A 16,326-nucleotide genomic window follows, 5' to 3' on the forward strand; every position below is an offset into this window, starting at 1 on the left:
CATGAGAACTCTCTCCAGTCCGGGTTTTCCTGAGACCTCATCCTGAGGTGCCGCGAAGCGACCTCGAAGGGCGAGGGCGGCCACCCTGGTCAGTCCGGCACGGTCCCGTTCTTCGCCAGCACGTCGCCCGCGAGATAGAGTGAACCGCAGATCAGCACGCGGGCATTCTCGATCCCTGCGGCAGCGCTGAGCGCCGCCCTTATCGAGCGCGCGCCCTTGGCCCGATATCCGGCTGCGCGGGCGCGGGCCGCGATATCCTCGGCAGGATGGGCATTGGCTTCGCCCGGAATGGTCAGCGTCAGCACCTGGGCGGGATAAAGGTCGCGGAGGGGCGCCAGGAAATCCTCGGGTGCGCGCGTGTTCATCATGCCCATGATCAGCACCAGAGGCTTTGGCGGCATGGCGGCAATGGTCCGCGCCAGCGCCGCTGCGCCATGGGCGTTATGCCCGCCATCAAGCCAGAGTTCGTGACCTTCTGGCAGCAGGGCGCGCAGCTTGCCGGTCCGCACCGGCTGCATGCGCGCCGGCCAGGAAACGCGACGCAATCCTTCGGCAATGGCGGCCTCATCGATTGGCAGGCCGAAATGGCGCGTCGCCGCAATGGCGAGCGCGGCATTATCGAACTGATGCGGCCCCTTGAGCGCCGGCGGCGGCAGGTCGAGCAACCCGTCCTCGTCCTGATAGACCAGTCGCCCATCCTGTTCGGACCCATGGAACTCTTCGCCCTGCCAGATCGGCGTGATCCCCAGCCGCCGCGCCGCCCGCTCGAGCACAGGACGCGCCTCGTCGTGCTGGATGCCCATCACAGATTTCGCGCCTCGCTTGAGAATGCCCGCCTTGTTGGAGGCGATCTCGGCAATCGAACTGCCCAAAAACCCCTGATGATCATAATCGATGGGCGTGATGATGGTCCCGAGCGGCTGCCTGACCACATTGGTGGTGTCGAATGTGCCACCCATGCCGGTTTCGAGCAGCAGGAAATCGGCAGGGGTCTCGGAAAAGAGCTTGAAGGCGGTGACCGTGGTCACCTCGAAAAAGGTGATGTTGTCGCCATTATTGAGCGTTTCGACCTCTTCCAGCGCCGCATTGAGCAGCCGCGTGCCCACCAGCGTGCCGGCGAGGCGGATGCGCTCGTTGAAGCGCACCAGGTGGGGGGAATTATAGACGTGCACCGTCTTGCCGGCGGCTTCGAGGAAACCGCGCAGATAGGCAATGGTCGAGCCCTTGGCATTGGTGCCGGCCACATGGATCACCGGCGGCAGGTGGTCCTGCGGGTTGCCCAGCTTTTCCAGCAGCGGCAGCATGCGATCAAGGCTGAGATCGATCAGCTTGGGGTGGAGACTGGAGAGGCGGGCAAGAATAGCGTCTGTGCGGGACAATTCAGTCTCCGAGGTTGGGCACAATGCCGGTCATACCACCGGCCCGGCACCTCCCCCTTGACCGGGGGGAGGATGGGAGGGGGTGTGTCACGGTGCACGCCACTCCCCTCCCAGCTTCGCTAAGCCCCTTTAGGGCAAGCTGCGCTGCCCTCCCCGCAAAGGGGAGGGTAAAGGCTCGCTACTTCCGCAATTCCCCGCCCGTGGTCTTGGTCACAGCCGCAACCACCGCCGCAGAGACCGCATCGATCTCCTCGTCGGTCAGGGTCTTGTCCCTGGGCTGAAGGGTAACCTCGATGGCGACGGACTTGCGGCCTTCGCCCACATGGGCGCCTTCGAAGACGTCGAAAATGTCCACTTGTCTGATCAGCGCCTTGTCGGCGCCCTTGGCCGCGCGGAGGATAGTTGCTGCCGCGACAGACTTGTCCATGACAAAGGCAAAGTCGCGCGACACCGGCTGGAATGGGCTGAGCTCCAGCGCCGGCTTGGTGCGCGTCGGCTTGCGGCGCGGCTCGGGCAGGGCATCGAGATCGATCTCGAAGGCGGCGATCGGGCCTTCGACGTCCAGTTCGGTGCAAAGCGCCGGGTGCAGTTCGCCGAACCATCCAAGGGTCACCTTAGGACCCAAGGCAATACGCCCGCCCCGGCCCGGATGGCTCCAACTGGCGGGTTCTGGCAGCACCTGCACCTTGTCAATATCGACGCCCAGCGCATCGAGCACGGCAGCCAGGTCCGCCTTGGCATCCCAGACAGTGACCGCCTCGGACTTGCCCGACCAGTGTCGGCCCGAGCCAGTGAGCCTTGCCGTGCCGGTGCGGACGCCCGAAGCATAGGTGTGCTGCCCCTCGGGCTGATCGGAGAGGAATATCTGCCCCACCTCGAACAGCGCCACATCGGCAAAGCCGCGATTGGCGTTGCGGCGAGCCCCGGCGATCAGACCCGGCAGCAGGGACGGCCGCATATCGGTCATGTCCGAGGCGATGGCATTGGCCAATTGCCGGTCCTCACTGCCGCCACCGAAGCGGCTGGCGTCGGCATTGGAAATGAAGCTCCAAGTGACGGCTTCGTCCAGCCCCCGCGCCGCAAGGGCCCGGCGGGCAACACGGCGGCGGTTCTGGATAGTGGTCAGCATGCGCGGGGCGACATGGTTGAGCCGGGTGAGCGGCTCCACCGGCACATTGTCGACCCCGACCATGCGCATGACCTCTTCGACCAGGTCCGCCTTCTGCGTCACATCCGGGCGCCAGCTCGGCACTTTCACCGAAAGAACCGGGCCGTTGCCTTCGCTGGCAAAGCCGAGATGGCCGAGGATAGCAGTGATCTCCTCGGCTGAAACGGTCAGGCCGGTGAGGCGGTTGACTTCGGCCAGCGGGAATTCAACCACAGTATTGGGAAACACATCCTCGCCCGAGATCGCCGGCTCCATCGGTGTGCCGCCGCAGAGGTCGAGCACGAGGCGCGTGGCCAGTTCCATGCCGGGCTCGGTCAGTGCCGGATCGACATGGCGCTCAAGCCGGTAGCGGGCATCCGAGACAATGCCGGTCTTGCGGCCGGTCTGGGCAATGAGATCGGCGTCCCAGCTGGCGCATTCCATGAAGACATTTTTGGTGGTCTCGGTCACGCCCGAGCGGATGCCACCCATGATCCCGCCGAGGCAGAGGGGCCCCTTGTCGTCGGCAATCACGGTCATTGAAGCGTCGAGTGTATAGACCTTGTTGTCGAGCGCATCGAAGGCTTCGCCGCGGGCATTGCGCAGCACCATCTGCCCCTCGACCTTATCGGTGTCATAGGCGTGCAGCGGGCGGCCCCAGCCGAGCGAGACCAGATTGGTGATATCGACGACTTTGTTGATGGGCCTGAGGCCCACGGCGCGCAGGCGCGCCTGCAGCCAGTCGGGCGAGGGACCGTTTTTCACATTGGCGATATAGCGCCCGGCAAACTTGCGGATCGCCTTGGGTTCATCGGCAGAAAACTCATGCGGCAGCGGCGCAATCGAGCTCTTGCCCTGCGAGGGCACGGGCGAGAAATCGGTGGTCTTGAGCGTGCCGAGGCCAAAGGCGGCGAGATCGCGCGCCACGCCATAAACGCCGGTGGCATCGCCACGATTGGGGGTGATGGAAATGTCAAAGACCACGCCATTGATGCCGGCATAATCGACATATTTGACGCCCACCGGCGTATCAGCCGGCAGTTCGATAATGCCGTCATGGTCGTCGCTCAATTCCAGTTCGGCATTGGAGCAGAGCATGCCATTGCTGACCTGGCCACGAATATTGCCCTTGCCGATGGTCATGTCCTTGCCCGGAATATAGGTGCCGGGAAAGGCGAAGACGGATTTGAGACCGGTGCGTGCATTGGGCGCGCCGCAGACCACGTCGATCAATTCGCCGGTGCCGGCATCCACCTTGCAGACCCGCAGCTTGTCTGCATTGGGATGCTGCTCGGCCGACACCACATGGGCAGTGACAAAGGCCTCGAGCGCCTTGCCCTGCGATTCCACGCCTTCCACCTCGAGGCCGATCATGGTCAGGGCCTTGCCGATCTCGTCGACAGAGGCATTGGTGTCCAGGTGTTCCTTGAGCCAATCGAGGGTGAATTTCATTTGTTTGGTCCTTAGCGGAAGTCGCTGGCGCTGCCGGTGATCGGAGGCAGCGCCGAAGAAAGTTTCAAAAGCTCGACCAGCACATGGGCAAAGCCGCGGGCATCGTCGATGGCCTTATGGGTGTGGGGCACGTGGCCGTAGAACTCAGCCGGCAGCTTGCTCATGCCCCAGTCCAGGTACGGCGCGCCGCGCAGTGTTCCGGCCATGGTGTAAAGACAAATGCCGCCGCCCCGGAAGATCTGGCGGCCCTTGAACGGGCCACTGAGCGCACGGGTGCCGGCATATTCATCCAGATAATGGTCCATCCAGAGACCATCAAAGATCATCGGCGCCGCCACGAACACCTTTGGCCCGGGCAGGCTTTCGACCCAGTCGGCAAAGCGCGGCATGACGATCGCCGGATCCTCGGCATTTGTCGTCGCCGCCGCCCAGGCTTCCGGCTGGGTCGCCCACCAAGCCATTGTGGTCTCGTTTGTAGTCCGGTCCGGACGAGGCGTCAGCACGGCTTCGAACTCGCCAAGGCGCGTGCCATCGGCGGTGACGGCCACCGAGGCAAAGCTCAGCATGGAATTGTGCAGCGGCGTCGGACCATCCGACTCAATATCGGTGACGATGAAGACCGGCGTCGCCACTTTGTTGTAGAGGTCACGTCCCGCAGGCAGCACGGTGACCAGCCGGAAGGTCTCGCAGACGATCTCCATATCCGGCGCAAAGCCGCCATTGCGGGCGAAATAGGCCTCATGCCCCGCCCGCCATTCGGCATAGGAGCCTTCGCCTTCAAGATCGGTGAAGCTTGGGTCGATGTCGTCGAAGCGGTGCGTCTCGACCGAAAGGGTCTCAATCACGCAGGCATCCTCACCCGCGCCATTGAGCACCAGGTCGCGGCGCCCGACCACCGGCATGGCCTCGCCACCCGCGCCATAATCGCGCAGCGCCCCGCAGGTCGCGGTCTTCTTGCCCGCCAGCACCAGCGCGAGCAGGCGATCAGCCAGTTCGGGAGAATCCCCGAAGCTGAAGCGGATCGGCTCAGTGGTGGCGGTGGCGCTGGCCATCGGTTCCTAGCTCGAAAGCCCCCCGAACAGCGTCGGCAGATCCAGCGGCCTGAACCCATAATGATCCAGCCAGCGCTGGTCGGCGTCGAAGAAGGCGCGCAGGTCAGGCATGCCATATTTCAGCATGGCAATGCGGTCGATGCCGATGCCCCAGGCAAAGCCCTGATAGACATCGGGGTCGAGCCCGGCATTGCGGATGACATTGGGATGCACCATGCCGCAGCCAAGGATTTCGAGCCAGTCATTGCCCTCGCCGATCTTCACCTCGGAGCCGGAGCGGTCGCATTGCACGTCGACTTCCATCGAGGGCTCGGTGAAGGGGAAAAAGCTGGGACGGAAGCGCAACGTCACGCTCGGCACCTCGAAGAAGGCCTTCAAGAATTCTTCGAGCACCCAGCGCAACTGGCCGATATGGCTCGACTTGTCGATGACGAGACCCTCGACCTGATGGAACATCGGCGTGTGGGTCTGGTCACTGTCATTGCGATAGGTACGGCCGGGCATGACCACGCGGATCGGCGGGTCCATGGCCGGGGTGATATAGGCGGCGGCCGGCTTTTCATTGGTCTTTTGCATGACGCGCATCTGCACCGGCGAGGTATGGGTGCGCAAAACCTTCTTCACCCCGTCCGGGCCCGGCTTCATGAAGAACGTGTCGTGCATTTCCCGCGCCGGATGGCCTTCGGGGAAATTGAGCGCGGTGAAGTTGAAATAGTCGGTCTCGATATCAGGCCCTTCGGCGATGGAAAAACCCATATCGGAGAAAATGGCGGTGATTTCGTCGATGGTCTGGCTGATCGGGTGAATACGGCCCTTGGCCGTCGGCGCCGGTTGCAGCGGCAGGGTGACATCGACGGTCTCGGCGGCCAGGCGGGCTTCGAGAGCTGCCCCCTTGAGCTGGGTGCTGCGCGCGTCGATCAGCGCTGCAATGTCATTTTTGAGGCCGTTGATGGCGGGGCCGGCGAGCTTGCGCTCTTCGGGGTCCATGGCGCCGAGTGTGGCGAGCAGGGCCGAAACGCTGCCCTTCTTGCCCAGGGCGGAAACTCGCACGCTGTCGAGCGCGGCTTCGCTGTCGGCGCCGGCAATGGCGGCAGAAAGCTCGGTGCGCAGGGTTTCGATCTGGGCTTCCAGGGACATCTTGGTTCTCAACTCGGATAGTGTGGCGCGTTTAGAGCAAACAAAAACGCCCCGCGCCAGCCCTCTCGGGCGGCGCAAGGCGCGGATTTTGACCTCAGCGAAGTTCTGAAGTTAGGCGGTGACGCGGGCGTGGGTGGTGGCGTCCACGCCTTCCAGATACGCCAGCGCTGCCTTGGCCTTGACGACCAGGGCCGCGAACGCTTCGGGCTGGGTGATCGCGAGATCGCTCAGCACCTTGCGGTCGACCGCAACCTCAGCCTTGCTGAGGCCGTCGATAAATCGGCCATAGGTCAGGCCGTGATCGCGCACGGCGGCGTTGATGCGCTGGATCCAGAGGGCCCGGAAATTGCGCTTCTTGACGCGACGATCGCGATACGCGTACTGGCCGGCCTTTTCGACGGCCTGCTTGGCGATACGGATCGTGGATTTACGACGACCATAATAGCCCTCGGCGGCCTTCAAGACCTTCTTGTGACGAGCGTGGGCGGTTACGCCCCTTTTTACGCGTGCCATTCTTTAGTGTCCTTCCAGCTTAGCGGTTGTACGGCATGTACCACTTCACCAGACCTTCATCTCCCTTGGAGAGGATCTTGGTGCCGCGGTTGGTGCGGATGTACTTGGCGTTGTGGCTGATAAGGCGGTGGCGCTTGCCGGCAACGCCGGCCTTCACCTTGCCCGTGGCGGTGAAGCTGAAACGCTTCTTGGCACCGGACTTGGTCTTCATCTTGGGCATTTTGCGGGTCCTTTAGAGCAGTTCAGGATGGATTGAGGCCCATCGCATTCAAAGACCGCCACGGCATGCCTGTTGGCCGGGCGGTCCGGAGATGGCGCTCTATAGGAGGAAAAGCGCGGGGAGGCAAGACCTCCGGCGATGGCACGACCATCATTCGCGGCCCGACCTTTTGCCGCGCGAATGCCTATCGGGTCCAGGCATTCGGTGAAATCTGGATTGAAGCTGAAACCTTCCCGCCAAAAATCCGTAACTCACTCCACAAGTCGCTTTCATCAGGTCAGCGTCAAATTGAGGAATTTTACTATGAATATCATCAAGACCATCGCACTTTCCGCAGTCCTTCTTGGTGGCGTTTCGGCTGCCAATGCCAGCCCGTTCGACAACATGAACGCCTTCGACTCCCTGCTTGCCATTGATAGCGCATCGAGCGCCACGGTTCTGAGCGTGAGCGGCGGCGCGGCAAGCTCGCTCAAATATGACAACGATGTGAGCTCGGTTCAGCAGCGCATCATGAACAACAAGCGTTTGCTTGCGACAGTCGCCAATCAAGGTTTCGACATCGATCAGATCGTTGGCGTATCGGGCACGGAAAACGATTTGACCCTCTACGCGTATTGATCGCACAAGGCGATCCGATGAAAGGCGGCCGGTTCTGAAGGACCGGCCGCCTTTCATTTTAGCATCGGTTCCAGATGGTCCTCAAACAATAGTCCGGACCTGTCCGCCAACGCCGCGCCATAAGCCGCCTCGGCTTTGATCGAGGTGGCAAGAAAAGCCGCCAGTCCGGCGACGTCAGCCGCCTCCAGACTATAATGGCCGGTTTCGAGCCGCCGTAGGATTTCGCGCTTGCTGGCGGTCATGCCGGCAGCGACATCGCTGGAATTGCTCATCGAGCCGTCGCGTTTGATATAATCATGCAGCGGCGTACCAAGGTGATAACTTAGGCCATTCGTGCGGTAGAGTTGCAGCAGAAATTCCAGATCGGTCATGTTGCTCATACTGGGGTCGAACCGCCCGTCAGCGCGGCTCCGATCCCAGACCAGCATTGCGTCCATGGACAGGTTCACCCATTTGTGCTGGCCCGGCGTCAGTACGCGATCAGGCCCGGCGCCGACATGGCGGAGATGAGCGAAGGTATCGGTCATCACATCGAGCGCCGTGGTAACAATGCCATATTGGCCCAGCGCCGCGACAGCGCGTTCGAGCTTTTGCGGCTTCAACCGGTCATCAGCGTCGAGAAAGGCGGCAAAGGGCACATCGAGCTGGTCGAGCGCTACATTGCGGGTGACCGAGGCGCCCCGTCCCACTCCTCCGCTGGAGACGAAGACTTGCCGCGGGTCGCCAAGATCCTGGTCAGCCAGGAAACCGGCATAGTCAAAGCCGTCATCGGCAATGATCCAGTGCTGCCAGTCGCCATAGGTCTGCCCCAGCACGCTGCGCACGGTTTCCACCAGGGTCGGCTGCGCTCTATAGGCCGGGGTGATGACGGCGACGGTCTGGCGCATGACTTGAACCTTCAGGCTCTTCGACCCATATGTTTTGCAGGTCTTCGATGCCACTTCTATCGGGTCGAAGGCAAGGACGTTGCTTGATGCTCAAGGACGCTTTGTAACATGTCGCGTATTTCGGTGTTTTCCGCCCCCTTTCTCCTCGGCTTTGATAGCTTCGAGGAGCGCATTGATCGCCTGACCCGGTCGGCGGAGGGCTATCCTCCCTATAATATCGAGCGCTCCACGGGCGAGGACGGCACCGAGAGGTTCCTGATCTCCATCGCGGTGGCTGGCTTTGCCCAGGCCGACCTCGACGTCAGTGTGGAAGACAACCAGTTGATGGTCCGAGGCCGTCAGGTCGACGAGCCCGGACGCGACTTCCTGCACCGCGGTATTGCCGCCCGCCAGTTCCAGCGCAGCTTTCTCCTGGCTGATCGCATGGAAGTGAAGGATGCAACTTTAGGGCATGGTATGCTCGTTATTACTCTTGAGCGCCCCCGCGCGCCCAAAATCGCCCGACAGATCGACATTCGCTCCCTGTGAGGAAAGAGAAAAAGAAAGGGCCGAAAAATGATGGACAAGCGCAACAATGAAGATGCGATCGACGCCGCCAACCCCCTCAAGCACCTGACGCGCGCCCAGTTCGCTGCGCTGGGCGGGGACGCAGTGGCCTATGTGAAGCCCGTCTCGGGCCTCGTGCTCACGACCCTGATCGAGGATACCCAGTTCGACGGTCTGACCCAGTATCAGTTGGTGATGTCGGCTGACGGCACACCCCTGATGGTGGCCGATACGACCGAGGCGGTCACCGAATGGCTCACCGACCAGAACATCGGCGTCGCCACCCTGCACTGACCTCCATTTCCATGCCAATGAAAAACCCCCGCAGCGCTGGCCGCGGGGGTTTGTTTGCGCCGGACATCAAACTGTCAGGCGGCGTAGGTCGCTTCCAGCGGCGCCGTCAGTATGGCATGGAGCCGCTGCGGATCGGTCTCCGCGCGCAATTGGTCAGTCATCGCCTCGGTCCGCAGGAGTCGCGCCACCCGCGACAGGGCCTTGAGATGATCGGCCCCGGCGCCGACAGGCGCCAGCAGCATCACCACTAGGTCCACCGGCTGGTCGTCCACCGAATCAAAGTCGATGGGCTGGTCGAGCCGCGCGAAGACAGCGGTCACGCCCTTGAGGCCCTGAATCTTGCCATGGGGAATGGCAATGCCATTGCCCAGCCCGGTCGAGCCAAGCTCCTCGCGGCCCGTCAGGGTCGCAAGGATCTGTGCCTGCGGGAAGTCGGTGAGTTCTGCGGCCTTTTGCGCAAGAATTTCAAAGAGCTGGCGTTTATTGGACACGCCGGTGCAAGTCAGCACAGCATGCTCCGCCAAAATATCGGCCAATTCCATTAATCTGCCTTAGAATCAATCCAGGGAGTTGGCGTCGAGCCCGCCGTTCAATTGGCGCCCAGGGCTGGATCAATCCAGCCTATATTGCCATCTGCGCGGCGGTAAACCACATTCAGACCCCCATGTCCAGCATGGCGGAACATCACGACCTGTTGTCCCGAGAAATCGAGTTCCATCACCGCCTCGTCGACGCTCATCTGCCGAAGATTCTTGGTTGATTCGGCAATCACTGGCGGCGCGTAATCCTCGTCGAGCTCGTCGACCTCCTCCGAGGCGCCGAACACGGTGTACTGGGCGGTCAGCCCATCCACGCCATTGCCATTATTACCCTTGCGGTGCTGCTTGAGCTTGCGATTGTAGCGCCGGAGGCGCTTTTCAATATTGAGGGCCATGACCTCATAGGCGCTGGTGGCATCACCGCCCAGCGCGCTCGCCTGCAGGGTTGCGCCCGAATCGAGGTGGATAACGCAATCGGCACGAAAACCGATACCGTCCGGAGTCAGGGTGAGATGTCCGTCATATCCGCCGCCTTCGAAATATTTTCCGACAACTGCAGCGAAGTGCTCCTCAGCCTTGCCCCTCAGGGCATCGCCGACATCCATGTTCTTTCCCGAAACGCGTAGGGTCATGGCTCTTGTTCCTTTCGGTCGTTGGGCTCGACGCGAGAGTTCCGAAAAAGCCGCTCCCGGCTCAACGGGACCTGCGTCTGCCGACAATCCTGATGTGGGTTGTCGACGACAAGGATGCTAGTCCCGGCCATGGGGGCTGTCCATGCGCAACTGGGATGATCGGATCGAATAAGCAGATGACAGCCACAAGCTTGCCACTTACCGTTACCGCGCCATGAATCGCTGCAAGCGGCGGGCGCGGCCGGTCAGGCGGTGCGCAGCAGTTCCTTTTTCTGACGCCGACGGATCACCGAAGACGGGATGTTCATCCCCTCACGATATTTGGCGACGGTGCGGCGCGCCACGTCGATTCCCTGTTCCTTGCGCAGCATCTCGGCAATGGTGTCGTCCGAGAGAATGTCGCTGGCCGGCTCGGCATCGATCAACTGGCGGATACGGTGCCGCACCGCCTCGGCCGAATGGTCGACCCCGCCATCGGACGAGGAAATGGCCGTGGTGAAGAAATATTTCATCTCGTAGAGGCCGCGCGGCGTCGCCATATATTTGTTGGAGGTGACGCGGCTGACGGTCGATTCATGCATGTCGATGGCCTCGGCCACCGTCTTCAGCGTCATCGGCCGCAGATGGGCCACGCCATGGGTGAGAAACCCGTCTTGCTGCCGGACGATTTCGGCAGCAACCTTTGTAATGGTCTGGGCTCGCTGGTCGAGACTCTTGGTCAGCCAGTTGGCGGTGTTGAGGCAATCCGAAAGAAATGTCTTTTCGGCCGCGTCACGGGCCTTTCTGGTCACCGTGGCGTAATAGACCCGATTAACCAGCACCCGCGGCAGCACTTCGGTATTGAGCTCGATCTGCCAGCCGCCATCGGGGCCGTGGCGCACGAAGACATCGGGCACCACCGATTCCACCGGAGCGCTGTCAAAGGCTAGGCCGGGCTTGGGGTCAAGCAGGCGCAACTCGGCCAGCATATCAGCCAGGTCTTCGCGATCGCAGCCCACCGCCTTGAGCAGCGCAGGCATATTGTGTTCGGCCAGGAGGTGCAGATTGGCGATCAGCTTCTGCATGATCGGGTCGAGCCGGTCGCGTTCGCGCAACTGGATGGAGAGGCATTCGGCGACATTGCGGGCAAAGATGCCGGGCGGGTCGCAGGTCTGGAGGGCTTCGAGCACGGCTTCGACATCTTCCAGTTCAGCCCCCAGCAAGGCCGCCACGGCCTCCAGCTCGACCACCAGATAGCCGGCCTCGTTGAGGCCATCGATCAGGTGCAGGGCAATCAGCCGGTCCGCCGGGGTGCGCAGCAGCATATGCGACTGTGCCTCCAGATGGTCGGAAAGCCGCGGCCGGCTGGCGATGTACTGGTCCATATCGGGCGCTTCACCGCCCTCGAAGCTGCCATTGCGATCCGGTCCGGTCACATGGCCATGTTCGGACGGCCCTGCGTCTGGAAAGACATTCTCGACAGCTGTGTCATAACCTTCGGCAATCTGGTCGGCATCCTTGATGCGGTCGCCCTGGGTGACCGTATCCTCATAGGCGCTCATCTCGACGGCGCGTTCAGCCGGCTCGGCCGCATCCGCGTCGTCCGGGCCGCCTTCCTCGCGCTCCAGCAGCGGATTGCGCATCAGTTCGATATCGACGAAGTCGTTGAGCTCAAGATGGCTGAGCTGCAGCAGGCGGATCGACTGCATCAGCTGCGGTGTCAGGGTCAGGGTCTGTGACTGGCGAAATTCCAGCCGTGGCGTCATCGCCATGAATGTGCGGCCCTAATATGCAAATATACCGGCCGCAGGCGGCCGCTTCCCGCGCGGACCATGACTCAATTCCGGCCGCTCGGCAAGTTTCGTGCCAATTGCCGTAAAATTGCCGTTAGCGGCTTAGCCATCAATGGAGAAGCTGTCACCCAAATAGACGCGGCGCGCCTCGGGATCGGCGGAAATGGTCTCGGGCTTGCCCTGGATCATCACCTTGCCGCCATGGATGAGATAGGCACGGTCAACCAGGCCCAGCGTTTCGCGCACCGCGTGGTCGGTGATCAAAACGCCAATGCCGCGCTGCGTCAGCTGCCGCACCAGCCCCTTGACCTCTGCGACGGCGATCGGGTCGACGCCGGCAAAAGGCTCGTCGAGCAGCATGAAGCCGGGATTGGCGGCCAGGGCCCGCGCAATCTCGACGCGCCGTCGTTCGCCACCCGAAAGCGAGAGCGCATTGGAGCGGGCAAGATGGGCAATGGAAAACTCGTTGACCAGCGCCTCAAGGCGCTTCTCGCGCTGGCCGCGGTCACGGACGGTATTTTCCAGCACCGCCATGATATTGTCCTTCACCGACAATCCGCGAAAGATCGAGGGTTCCTGGGGCAGATAGCCCATGCCCAAGCGTCCGCGCTGGAACAGTGGCAACCTGGTAATATCCTGCCCGTCGAGCAGGATCTTGCCTGCATCGGGTTTGACGAGGCCCATGATCATGGTGAAGACCGTGGTTTTGCCCGCCCCATTGGGGCCCAGCAGCCCCACCGCCTCGCCCCGCCGTACGGCCAGCGATACGTCACGCACCACGGCCCGCTTGCCAAAGCTGCGCGCCAGGCCATGGGCGACCAGCCAGCCCGTCTGGTCGATGCGCGGGCGGGGCTCAGCACTCATTGCGAGGTGAACACCCCGGTGACCCGGCCGCCGCCCGAGCTGGTAAAGGTGGATACATTGGTTGCCAGATTGACCACCAGTTCAGTGGCATTGACCGTGCCGCTGGCATTGTTGACCGTGACATTGCCGGTCAGGCGCAGCAATTGGTCGGCGGGCGTATAGACCGCCTGCTCGCCGGTGGCATCCTGGTCCTTGGTCTTGAGCCGCACATTGCCGCCCGAAGCCACGAAAGTCTCGATATCGGTGGTGCCGCCCGCCCCATAAGTCGCGACCACCTTTGGCGCCCAGACGGTGACATTGGGATGGATGACCACGACATTGCCGGTGAATACGGCCTCGCGCACATCCTCATTCATAACGAACAGGTCCGAGGTGATCTCGACCGGGCTCTGTGCCTGCGTGGCGCCTGCCAGGCCCAGGGACAGCACGAGTGCCATTGCTAGCCAGGCGCGCCTCATTGTGTTTGGTCTCCAAAAGTGTCCGGGACGTCTTCGCCCGGCGTCGAGGGCAGGGTGACCACCGATCGCTCAAATGTCCAGACTACGCTGGCGGCGTCATAGACAAGGCCCTCGGCCCGAACCTTCGAGCCATCGGCATAGTCCACGTCCACCTTTCCCCGCGTCGTCAGAATCTGGCTGTGCCAGTCAAATATTGAATCGTTGAGCGTGCCGGTGGTTCCGGTCGAATCGGCCACGTCCGCGAGACCCGGCACCAGCGTCAGCTGGCTGGTGGTGTCGAGCTGCGCATATCGCGCCTCCATGGTCACCTGCACGCCGTCGATCCGATTGATGACCAGCTGCGCATTGGTGAGCTCGATCAGGTCCGTGCGCGCGGTGGCCGCGCGGGCCGTTTCGGCCCAGACGCGATAGGATGAGCCATCGGCCAACGTGCCGATATATTCGGGTGCCTCGATGTTGATCGCCTCCGGCGTCACACTGAGCTGATCGATGCCGAAGCGGCTCGTCAGGCTCGCCAGATAGACCTGCGCCATCAGGCTCCCCAGCACCAGCGCCCCGCACAGCGGCACTGCCAGGCGCAGCACCCCGATCCTCCGGTTGCGCCGGGCGAGGCGTTGATAGCTCTGGCGCCCCGCTTCCAGCGCTGGCATGGCCGGCCTCCGGACCTCAGCTATGGGCGAAGATGTCGGCTTCTTCCCAGCCCATCAGGTCAAGCGCACAGCGGGTCTTGAGGAAGTCAAAGCAGGACCGCGCCAGTTCCGTGCGGCCTTCGCGGGCCAGCATGCGATCGAGATGGCGCTTCAGGTCATGCAGGTAGAGCACGTCGGAGGCGGCGTAATCGAGCTGGGCATCGCTGAGCTTGTCCCCGCCCCAGTCCGAGCTCTGCTGCTGCTTGGAAAGGTCGACATTGAGCAGTTCACGCACCAGGTCCTTGAGCCCGTGCCGGTCAGTATAGGTGCGCACCAGCTTCGACGCGATCTTGGTGCAATAGACCGGCCCGGTGACCACGCCGAAGCGGTTCTGCAGCACGGCCACGTCGAAACGCGCATAGTGGAAGATCTTGGTCACGCCGGGATCGCTCAGCAGCGTGACCAGGTTTGGGGCCTCGCTGACATCCTGCGGAATCTGCACCACATCGGCGCTGCCATCGCCGGGAGATAGCTGCACCACGCAGAGCCGGTCGCGATGGGGATGCAGCCCCATGGTTTCGGTGTCGATCGCAACTTCGCGGCCGTAATTGGAAAGATTGGGCAAGTCGCCGCGATGCATTCGGATGGCCATTGAACCTGGTCCCGTTTTGAAACTGATTCTTCTCTGGCACAGAGCGATGGCCAAGGAAAGGCATGGCGGGCCCGGGCGCTGCGCCGGCCGATATAAAGCTTTCCTTATATGCATGTTGCTTTCCGCGCCCGGACCTGCGAGAAACACCACCGAAAGTAATGGGGAACGTGTCCCCTTACGCGCACTTCCGCGTGCGCCCTCGCCACTTGCAAAGAGGTTTAACGTGGCCCGATCTTCCTACCTGTTTACCTCGGAATCCGTTTCCGAGGGTCATCCCGACAAAGTCTGCGACCGGATTTCCGACGAAATCGTCGATCTGGTTTTCCGTGAGGCCAAGAAGGCCGGCATGGATGCGGGTGCTGTCCGCATTGCCTGCGAAACCCTTGCAACCACCAATCGCGTGGTCATTGCCGGTGAAGTGCGCGTGCCCGAAACGCTGCTGAAAAAGGGCAAGGACGGCAAGATCGTCACCGATGCTGCAGGCGCCCCGGTGGTCAATCCGTCCAAGTTCAAGTCGGCCGCCCGCAAGGCCATCCGCGCCATCGGCTACGAGCAGTCCGGCTTCCACTGGAAGACCTGCCGCATCGACGTATTGCTGCATGGCCAGTCAGCCGATATCGCCGTGGGCGTGGACGAGGCCGGCAACAAGGATGTGGGCGCTGGCGACCAGGGCATCATGTTCGGCTATGCCGCACGCGAAACCCCCGAATTGCTGCCTGCTCCGATCTATTATGCGCACAAGATTCTCGAAACCCTGACCGAAGCGCGCAAGGCCAATAACGGCCCAGCGGGCAAGCTCGGCCCTGATGCCAAGAGCCAGGTGACGGTAAAGTATCAGGATGGCAAGCCGGTTGGGGTAACCCAGATCGTGCTCTCGACCCAGCATCTGGACGAGACTCTGACCTCCGCCGATGTGCGCGGGATCGTCGAGCCCTATATTCGTGAAGCTCTGCCCGAGGGCTGGATCGGCGCCGACACCGTCTGGCACGTCAATCCCACCGGCAAGTTTGTCGTCGGCGGCCCCGATGGCGATGCGGGCCTGACCGGTCGCAAGATCATCGTCGACACTTATGGTGGCGCTGCGCCCCATGGTGGCGGTGCCTTCTCGGGCAAGGATCCCACCAAGGTGGACCGGTCCGCAGCCTACGCCGCGCGCTATCTCGCCAAGAATGTGGTTGCTGCTGGCCTCGCTGATCGCGCCACTATCCAGCTCTCTTATGCCATTGGCGTGGCCAAGCCGCTCTCGATCTATGTCGACCTGCACGGCACCGGCAAGGTGGACGAAGCGGTGCTGGAAAAGGCGCTGGCCGAGGTGATGGACCTGACTCCGCGCGGCATCCGCACCCATCTCGACCTGAACAAGCCCATCTATGCCAAGACTTCCGCCTACGGCCATTTCGGCCGCAAGGCCGGCCGCGATGGCAGCTTCTCCTGGGAGAAGACCGATCTGGTCAAGGCCCTCAAGGCCGCGGTCGCCTGAAACCGCATTCGTCATTGACCGGGGGCCTCTTTTCCGCAAAAGCGGCGGGAGGCCC

At 62.3% G+C, this 16,326-nt stretch carries 18 protein-coding genes; 4 read left to right on the forward strand and 14 right to left on the reverse strand.

Translation table 11 applies throughout. The features are described 5' to 3' along the window. Positions 1-89: 89 nt before the first annotated feature. The 6 genes from ACXYMS_RS14515 to rpmI all read right to left on the reverse strand — a co-directional run bounded on the left by ACXYMS_RS14515 (position 90) and on the right by rpmI (position 6,900). Positions 90-1,379: a bifunctional folylpolyglutamate synthase/dihydrofolate synthase gene (locus ACXYMS_RS14515; RefSeq protein WP_458907403.1), complete on the reverse strand. Its 1,290-nt coding sequence runs from the start codon at positions 1,377-1,379 to the stop codon at positions 90-92. A 178-nt stretch (positions 1,380-1,557) separates the two neighbouring features. Next, positions 1,558-3,978 carry a phenylalanine--tRNA ligase subunit beta gene (gene pheT / locus ACXYMS_RS14520; RefSeq protein ID WP_458907405.1) on the reverse strand — a complete coding sequence of 807 codons (2,421 nt, stop codon included), beginning with the start codon at positions 3,976-3,978 and terminating at the stop codon, positions 1,558-1,560. Positions 3,979-3,989: 11 nt separating this feature from the next. After that, positions 3,990-5,030 (reverse strand): ASCH domain-containing protein, encoded by a 1,041-nt coding sequence (locus ACXYMS_RS14525; RefSeq protein WP_458907407.1) that lies wholly within the window; start codon positions 5,028-5,030, stop codon positions 3,990-3,992. A 6-nt stretch (positions 5,031-5,036) separates the two neighbouring features. Then, positions 5,037-6,167 (reverse strand): phenylalanine--tRNA ligase subunit alpha, encoded by a 1,131-nt coding sequence (gene pheS, locus ACXYMS_RS14530; protein ID WP_458907409.1) that lies wholly within the window; start codon positions 6,165-6,167, stop codon positions 5,037-5,039. Between the two features lie 111 nt (positions 6,168-6,278). Continuing rightward, positions 6,279-6,680, reverse strand: coding sequence for a 50S ribosomal protein L20 (gene rplT / locus ACXYMS_RS14535; protein ID WP_458907411.1), 402 nt, complete (start codon positions 6,678-6,680; stop codon positions 6,279-6,281). 19 nt (positions 6,681-6,699) lie between these two features. Further along, positions 6,700-6,900, reverse strand: a complete 201-nt coding sequence (gene rpmI / locus ACXYMS_RS14540; protein WP_046105910.1) for a 50S ribosomal protein L35 — start codon at positions 6,898-6,900, stop codon at positions 6,700-6,702. Between the two features lie 303 nt (positions 6,901-7,203). Here rpmI and ACXYMS_RS14545 point away from each other — a divergent pair, with 303 nt between their 5' ends. Beyond that, positions 7,204-7,518, forward strand: coding sequence for a hypothetical protein (locus tag ACXYMS_RS14545; protein WP_458907412.1), 315 nt, complete (start codon positions 7,204-7,206; stop codon positions 7,516-7,518). A gap of 53 nt (positions 7,519-7,571) precedes the next feature. Here the strand turns inward: ACXYMS_RS14545 and ACXYMS_RS14550 are convergent, their stop codons facing one another. Next, entirely contained in the window at positions 7,572-8,405 is an 834-nt protein-coding gene (locus ACXYMS_RS14550; protein WP_458907414.1) for a glycosyltransferase family 2 protein, read from the reverse strand. 108 nt (positions 8,406-8,513) lie between these two features. Between ACXYMS_RS14550 and ACXYMS_RS14555 the strand changes: the two genes are divergently transcribed. Together ACXYMS_RS14555 and ACXYMS_RS14560 are read left to right on the forward strand one after the other, a co-directional pair. Beyond that, positions 8,514-8,933, forward strand: coding sequence for an Hsp20 family protein (locus ACXYMS_RS14555; protein ID WP_458907416.1), 420 nt, complete (start codon positions 8,514-8,516; stop codon positions 8,931-8,933). Positions 8,934-8,960: 27 nt separating this feature from the next. Next, positions 8,961-9,245 carry a DUF1150 family protein gene (locus ACXYMS_RS14560; RefSeq protein WP_458907417.1) on the forward strand — a complete coding sequence of 95 codons (285 nt, stop codon included), beginning with the start codon at positions 8,961-8,963 and terminating at the stop codon, positions 9,243-9,245. A 74-nt stretch (positions 9,246-9,319) separates the two neighbouring features. On the opposite strand, the gene ACXYMS_RS14565 is transcribed toward ACXYMS_RS14560, so the two are convergent. The 7 genes from ACXYMS_RS14565 to ACXYMS_RS14595 all read right to left on the reverse strand — a co-directional run bounded on the left by ACXYMS_RS14565 (position 9,320) and on the right by ACXYMS_RS14595 (position 14,791). Next, positions 9,320-9,787, reverse strand: coding sequence for a PTS sugar transporter subunit IIA (locus tag ACXYMS_RS14565; protein ID WP_458907419.1), 468 nt, complete (start codon positions 9,785-9,787; stop codon positions 9,320-9,322). Positions 9,788-9,834: 47 nt separating this feature from the next. Further along, the gene (locus tag ACXYMS_RS14570; protein ID WP_458907421.1) at positions 9,835-10,416 is read right to left on the reverse strand and encodes a ribosome hibernation promotion factor; all 582 of its coding nucleotides are present in this window, start codon (positions 10,414-10,416) and stop codon (positions 9,835-9,837) included. 245 nt (positions 10,417-10,661) lie between these two features. Then, positions 10,662-12,167 (reverse strand): RNA polymerase factor sigma-54, encoded by a 1,506-nt coding sequence (gene rpoN, locus ACXYMS_RS14575; RefSeq protein WP_458907423.1) that lies wholly within the window; start codon positions 12,165-12,167, stop codon positions 10,662-10,664. A 123-nt stretch (positions 12,168-12,290) separates the two neighbouring features. Continuing rightward, positions 12,291-13,106: an LPS export ABC transporter ATP-binding protein gene (gene lptB, locus ACXYMS_RS14580; protein ID WP_458907807.1), complete on the reverse strand. Its 816-nt coding sequence runs from the start codon at positions 13,104-13,106 to the stop codon at positions 12,291-12,293. After that, positions 13,049-13,510 (reverse strand): LptA/OstA family protein, encoded by a 462-nt coding sequence (locus ACXYMS_RS14585; RefSeq protein WP_458907425.1) that lies wholly within the window; start codon positions 13,508-13,510, stop codon positions 13,049-13,051. The genes lptB and ACXYMS_RS14585 overlap by 58 nt, the downstream gene beginning before the upstream one ends. Further along, a complete protein-coding gene (locus tag ACXYMS_RS14590) occupies positions 13,507-14,160 on the reverse strand; it encodes a hypothetical protein (protein ID WP_458907427.1) in 654 nt (217 codons plus the stop codon). The genes ACXYMS_RS14585 and ACXYMS_RS14590 overlap by 4 nt, the downstream gene beginning before the upstream one ends. A 16-nt stretch (positions 14,161-14,176) precedes the next feature. Then, positions 14,177-14,791, reverse strand: a complete 615-nt coding sequence (locus ACXYMS_RS14595; RefSeq protein ID WP_458907428.1) for a ribonuclease D — start codon at positions 14,789-14,791, stop codon at positions 14,177-14,179. Between the two features lie 223 nt (positions 14,792-15,014). Between ACXYMS_RS14595 and metK the strand changes: the two genes are divergently transcribed. Further along, entirely contained in the window at positions 15,015-16,271 is a 1,257-nt protein-coding gene (metK, locus tag ACXYMS_RS14600; protein ID WP_458907430.1) for a methionine adenosyltransferase, read from the forward strand. The last annotated feature ends 55 nt before the right edge of the window (positions 16,272-16,326 follow it).

Source organism: Devosia sp. CAU 1758 (assembly GCF_054482695.1).